A 2,413-nucleotide genomic window follows, 5' to 3' on the forward strand; every position below is an offset into this window, starting at 1 on the left:
CGCTCCATGGAAAACGGTGGACGCGCGCAATAGCGCAGCAGCCGCTCCAGCGCAGCGCGGTCGTGGGCTTCGATGCAGACACCGGCGTCCACCGAGAAGCCGCTGTGTTTGTAGCCCAGCATGTCTTGCGGCGTCTCGCCGAAATTGACGGTACGAATCGGCGCGCGCGGGTTCATATGCACAAGTCGATGGCGCAGCGCGGCTACGTCGTCGGCACTGACGAGATCGCTCTTGGTGATGAAGATCGCGTCGGCAAACCCGACCTGGCGCTGGGCGGCCTCGTGCTGGTCGAGCTGCTGGTTGCCGTGGCGGGCATCCACCAGCGTGATGACCGCATCGAGCAGATAGCGCGTAGCGATTTCGTCATCCATGAAGAAGGTCTGCGCCACCGGGCCCGGGTTGGCGATGCCGGTGGTTTCGATGACCACGCGGTCGAATTCGATCTCGCCGGCGTCGCGGCGCGTCATCAGGTCCGACAGGGCGGCTACCAGGTCGCCGCGGATGGTGCAGCAGATGCAGCCGTTGCTCATCTGCACGATCTGTTCGCGTCCGTCCTGGACGAGAATTTCGTTGTCGATGTTTTCTTCGCCGAATTCGTTTTCGATCACGGCAATCTTCATGCCGTGCGCTTCGTTCAGGATGCGCTTGAGCAGCGTGGTCTTGCCGCTACCGAGAAAGCCGGTCAGGATCGTGGCCGGGACCAGTTTGGACATGGAGTGACTCCAGCAGAAAAAGTGGGGGGTGAAGGAAGCGATGCACAGGTGATGCAGGGACGCCGGCTGGCGTCAGTGGCATTGCGGGCAACGACCCTTCAGGGTGAGTTCGACATGTTCGACGGCAAAGCCGGCCGGTACGCTGGTCTCCGGCACCATGTCGGCAACTGGCGCGGCGGGGCCGTCCAGGCAGTAGGTGCGGTGACAGCACACGCATTCGAAATGTCCGTGCTGCCGATGCGCTTGCGCCTCGGCTTCCACATGCTCGGTCAGGCTGAACCGATAGACGCGGTCGTCACCGGCGTGCTTGTAGGCCAGATGCTGCTCGACGAGCCAGTCGAGAATCCGGTAGACCGTCACGCGGTCGACCGGTTCGCTGGCCACGGCCATCTGCTCCAGGACGGCCTGGTGCGTGAGCGGGTGCTCGCTGGCCATCAGGCAGGCCAGCACCTGCACTCGCGGCTGCGTGACGCGCGCCCCGAGACTGCGCAGGCGTTCCCGCGCCGCATCGGACAAGCTGACAGGAGGGGCATGAAACGGATCGGACTGCATGCAGCCATTTAACCATAGGGATCAAACACCTGCAACTCAGTTGCGATAAGATCGCGCACAGGGGTTTACCGGTAGAATCACGGCAACCTGTCATCAAACTGTCATGTCGCTTTACGCCCTCGCACTGGTTGTCACGGCCGCCTTCCTCCACGCTGGATGGAATCTGCTGGCGAAACGCATCAGTGCCCGTACCGGCGGCGGCTCGCCGCTGGTCTTCCTCACCTCCCTCGGCGTCACAGTCCTGTATCTGCCGGCCGCCGTCTGGATCCTCTCGACCGAATCCCACACGCTCGATCTGAAAGCCTGGCTGTGGATCTGCCTGAGCGCAGTGCTTCATTACGGCTATTCGCTGGTATTGCAGCGCGGCTACGAAACCGGCGATCTTTCGGTGGTGTATCCACTGGCACGCGGCACCGGCCCCCTGCTGTCGTCGATCGGCGCGATCTTCGTGCTTGGCGAACGGCCGGGCTGGCTGGCGGCCTGCGGCATCCTGCTGGTGATCAGCGGCGTGCTGCTGCTGGCCGGCGGACGGCGCCTGTTCCGCGCCAGCGCGTTCCGCAGCAATCTCGAATCGGGGGTCGGCTGGGGCTTGCTCACGGGACTGTTCATCGCCACCTATACACTGGTCGATGGCTACGGCGTGAAGGTGCTGCTGATCGCCCCCCTGCTGCTCGATTACTTCAGCGGGGTGGTGCGCGGCGCAATGAGCGCACCGCGCGCATTCACCCAATGGCCGCATGTGACGCTGCTATGGCAGCGCCACAAGAAGGAAATCCTGGGCATCGCGCTGCTTTCGCCGCTTAGCTACATCCTGGTACTGACCGCGCTGCAAGAGGCCCCGGTCTCGCATGTCGCTCCAGCTCGCGAACTGTCGATGATGGTGGCCGCCTTCCTCGGTGTGCGCCTGCTCAACGAGGGTGACATGAAACAGCGCATGGCCGCCGCCGCATTGATCGTAGCGGGCGTCATTGCGCTGACGCTGGGCTGACCCCGCCCGGCCGCATCGGATCTCCGCCTCCACACGGATAGGAAATTCAACCGCATGAGGCCAAGTATGGCACGAGTTTTGGGCCTCGAAACACGTTCGGCCAAGGAAGGTTGAGCGCTCGCTTGCCGCTCAATGGCAAGAGCTTGGGAGGCAGTATGCA

Annotated in this window: 2 protein-coding genes and 2 pseudogenes; 1 reads left to right on the plus strand and 3 read right to left on the minus strand. The window is 63.4% G+C overall.

From position 1 onward, the window contains the following. The 3 genes and pseudogenes from MMB74_RS27465 to MMB74_RS27215 all read right to left on the minus strand — a co-directional run. Window positions 1-128: pseudogene (locus MMB74_RS27465) on the minus strand (transposase); the annotation flags it as partial. Window positions 129-215: 87 nt separating this feature from the next. Continuing rightward, window positions 216-713, minus strand: a pseudogene (locus MMB74_RS27210) (GTP-binding protein); the annotation flags it as partial. Window positions 714-785: 72 nt separating this feature from the next. Next, window positions 786-1,265, minus strand: coding sequence for a Fur family transcriptional regulator (locus MMB74_RS27215; protein WP_277431701.1), 480 nt, complete (start codon window positions 1,263-1,265; stop codon window positions 786-788). Between the two features lie 103 nt (window positions 1,266-1,368). Here MMB74_RS27215 and MMB74_RS27220 point away from each other — a divergent pair, with 103 nt between their 5' ends. Beyond that, a complete protein-coding gene (locus MMB74_RS27220; protein ID WP_277431702.1) occupies window positions 1,369-2,253 on the plus strand; it encodes an EamA family transporter in 885 nt (294 codons plus the stop codon). Window positions 2,254-2,413: the final 160 nt, after the last annotated feature.

Origin of the sequence: Trinickia sp. Y13 (assembly GCF_029522115.1) — a bacterium.
In the GTDB taxonomy this organism is placed as follows: domain Bacteria; phylum Pseudomonadota; class Gammaproteobacteria; order Burkholderiales; family Burkholderiaceae; genus Trinickia.

Coding starts and splice junctions, on each gene's coding strand:
- MMB74_RS27215 (WP_277431701.1), bottom strand. CDS start 1,265: ATGCAGTCCGATCCGTTTCATGCCCCTCCTGTCAGCTTGTCCGATGCG.
- MMB74_RS27220 (WP_277431702.1), top strand. CDS start 1,369: ATGTCGCTTTACGCCCTCGCACTGGTTGTCACGGCCGCCTTCCTCCAC.